The 2,623-nt window shown below is 65.7% G+C and carries 3 protein-coding genes; all 3 read right to left on the bottom strand.

The genetic code is table 11. From position 1 onward, the window contains the following. Positions 1 to 427: 427 nt before the first annotated feature. Entirely contained in the window at positions 428 to 913 is a 486-nt protein-coding gene (locus tag GVY64_RS36790) for a hypothetical protein (RefSeq protein ID WP_159851287.1), read from the bottom strand. 231 nt (positions 914 to 1,144) lie between these two features. Then, entirely contained in the window at positions 1,145 to 2,044 is a 900-nt protein-coding gene (locus tag GVY64_RS37555) for a DDE-type integrase/transposase/recombinase (protein WP_201298337.1), read from the bottom strand. Between the two features lie 25 nt (positions 2,045 to 2,069). After that, on the bottom strand, positions 2,070 to 2,381 hold the full coding sequence (locus GVY64_RS37550; protein ID WP_201298336.1) for a helix-turn-helix domain-containing protein: 312 nt from the start codon (positions 2,379 to 2,381) through the stop codon (positions 2,070 to 2,072). Positions 2,382 to 2,623: the final 242 nt, after the last annotated feature.

The following is a 2,623-nucleotide window of genomic DNA, read 5'->3' as shown; positions in this document are numbered from 1 at the left end:
ACACCACTACCGCCGCCTGGCCACCCGCTGGGAACGACGCACCGACATCCACCAAGGATTCCTCGACCTCGCCGCCGCCCTCATCTGCTGGCGAAGACTCCGCAACCGAACCTGATAGGCGCTCTTAAAGTACACACATATGATTACTTGAAGATGCCTGTTCGCGGTGGCGTCCGAGGATGAGGTCCCGGTAATAATAATCGCGCGTCCTACTTTGCCCCTGGGTCAGCTTCGGGAGTTCTGGGCCGACACCCATGTCTTTGCGGCGTTCTACTCGGATCGACTGCAGAAACTTCTCGGCACTCACCTGCCGCGAGGGGCAGCTGGTGGTTGCGCCCGGCTCGCCGCGGGTTTTGCGAATAGATGGGTCAGGCGTCGCGGGTTGCGGTGCATCGAGCCATCCGCAGATACCTCCGTTAGCGTCGGCTCATTGCGTCAACGGCACGTGGGGTGGTCGGGCGATGTCGGGCAGGCACGGATGGTCAAGTCCCAGGCGTCGCCGATGTTGATCTTGGTCGGGCATCCATTGCCCCCTTACCACCATGTCAGCAGGCCGATCCTCGTAGGGGACCCAGCTGTGTTGTGCCCCGTCCCACTCCCATGAGGCGATGGTCAACAGCGGTTCGGTGGGCGTCCCGCAGGCCGGGCACGGCTCAGGGTAGGCATCGGAGCGCGACCATCCGATCCAGCCACCGACCTTCCACCCGGGCGCGACAGACAGATCCGACCGGTAGGGACTCTCGACCTCACCGAGGTCCTCCACATCGATGCCGAGGTATCCGGCCTCCCACTGCTTCAGCTGTTCTTGCAGATCTTCGTCGAGTTCCGTGATCTTCGGGTACTCGATCACCTGCTCCGGCGCGATCGTGCACGGTTCGGGGACGAACTGCCCGCCGAGACCGTCTTGAACCACCGCAGGCTCGGGGGGATTTTTCAAAATATCGGTGACCGAGGCCGCGGATCGCCAATGCAAGACGGTCCTGGCTTTTTCGGGGGGCGTGTACGTCGAAGCCTATTCCTGCCGAATGCAGCGATTCGGCGGACTCACGTGCGGTCGGGCCTGCGGCGGGGGAACACGACATCTGGATCAGTTCGGGCCGGCGTCGATATCCTGCTCAATCCGGGCAGTCCTGCCCAGTTGCGGTTACTGACCCGCCGTCTGGGTCAGTGTGTGGGAACAGACCGCGGCGATGGCCCGCCTGCGGGAGCAGGGCCGCGCCGAGGTCGACGAGAACGCGCTGTTCGCGGTGGTCGAGCAGATGCGCCACATCACCGACACCGCCAGCGTGCGCCCACCCAGGCCGTCGTGCGGTTCGCCGTGGTAGCAGGCCACCGCCAGCGCCATCCACCGCTGCAACTCGGTCAGGGTGAGCACGGCTTTCGCGTCGCTGTCATAGTCGCCGCGCTCGCGCGGACCGGAGAACGTGGTGCCCGGCAGCTCGTGGGTCAACTTCGTCATGGTGCCGACCAGGCGTTCGACGATGCCGCCGTAGTGCGGGGCACCCAGCGGCCGGTAGTCCACGGTGATGCCGTGCTGATCACAGCCACGGCGCAAGGCCTCGCTCTTGAACTCCGTCGCGTTGTCGACATACAACCGGGCCGGTTTGCCGCTCATCGGCCACACCGCCTCCACCCCCAGCCGCTCCAGCCAAGCCCGCTTGTCGACCGCCATCTGCGCCAAACACAGGCCCACCGACGTCGCCGACGGCGCTTCGAGAGTGATCACCAGCCCCGTAACGCATTTCGATGCCTCATCGATCGCCGCGGTCACATACGGTCGGCCGATCGGCAACCGGTGCAGCTCGTCGACCACGATCACATCCGCCGGGGTGTGATCGATCTGCACCCGGTTCAGCGGCCCTTCCACCAACGGCGCAAAACCTCCCGCCGACCGCCGTGAACGGGCCGCGTCCACACCTTCCCGCGCAAAGACCACCTTCGCCTGGTCCAGCCGGCCGATCCGCCGCACCACCGCCGACCGCGACGGCGGTGCCAGTCCCTTGGCCCGGCACTCGTGGGTGATCTCCCGGCAGATGACCGCCACCGAACGCCGCTGCCGCGTCAGATACCTACCGCAGCACCCTCCGGACGATCGCCTCCACCTCATCGGGCAGTCGCTCACCACCGCGCCCGCCGCTCGAGGTGCCCGGCAGCAGATCCGAGGCCAGGCCCTCCCCGGCTCGCCACCGTTTCACCAGCGCATACACCTGCCGACGTTTCAAGCCCAGCTCTGCTCCGGCTTCGTCGGCGGCAGCAACGCTCACCCGATCGTTGTGCGCGAGGCGGCCGATCACCTCCGCACGGTGCACCGCCGACTGCCAGTGCGACTCATCCGCGGTGACCACACCGCGGTCCACGGCCTTGGCCGTATCGTCGGACATACCGAAGCTCTCTGGCACACGACTTCGAACGAAAAGCACGGTAGTGCAGCCGAGTTCGCGACACGCCGATGTTCGAAGTCCACCGCAAACAGAGCCGAACCCAGGACAATGGCGCACGTCAGAACCTGCGCTCGGAGGGGCGGAATGTCTCGCTCAATCTGTGGTAAGCCTCGCGCACGCCACCCGGAACTTCCTGCGTGACGATATGCCCCTCGCCGGGATAGTCGTCCAGACGCTTGATC

Source organism: Nocardia sp. CY41, from assembly GCF_009829325.1.
In the GTDB taxonomy this organism is placed as follows: domain Bacteria; phylum Actinomycetota; class Actinomycetes; order Mycobacteriales; family Mycobacteriaceae; genus Nocardia.
This window is presented reverse-complemented; position numbering and strand designations above follow the sequence as displayed.

What these genes read in the sequence shown, in the direction of transcription:
- GVY64_RS37550 (WP_201298336.1), bottom strand. Translation starts at nt 2,381, where the DNA reads ATGTCCGACGATACGGCCAAGGCCGTGGACCGCGGTGTGGTCACCGCG.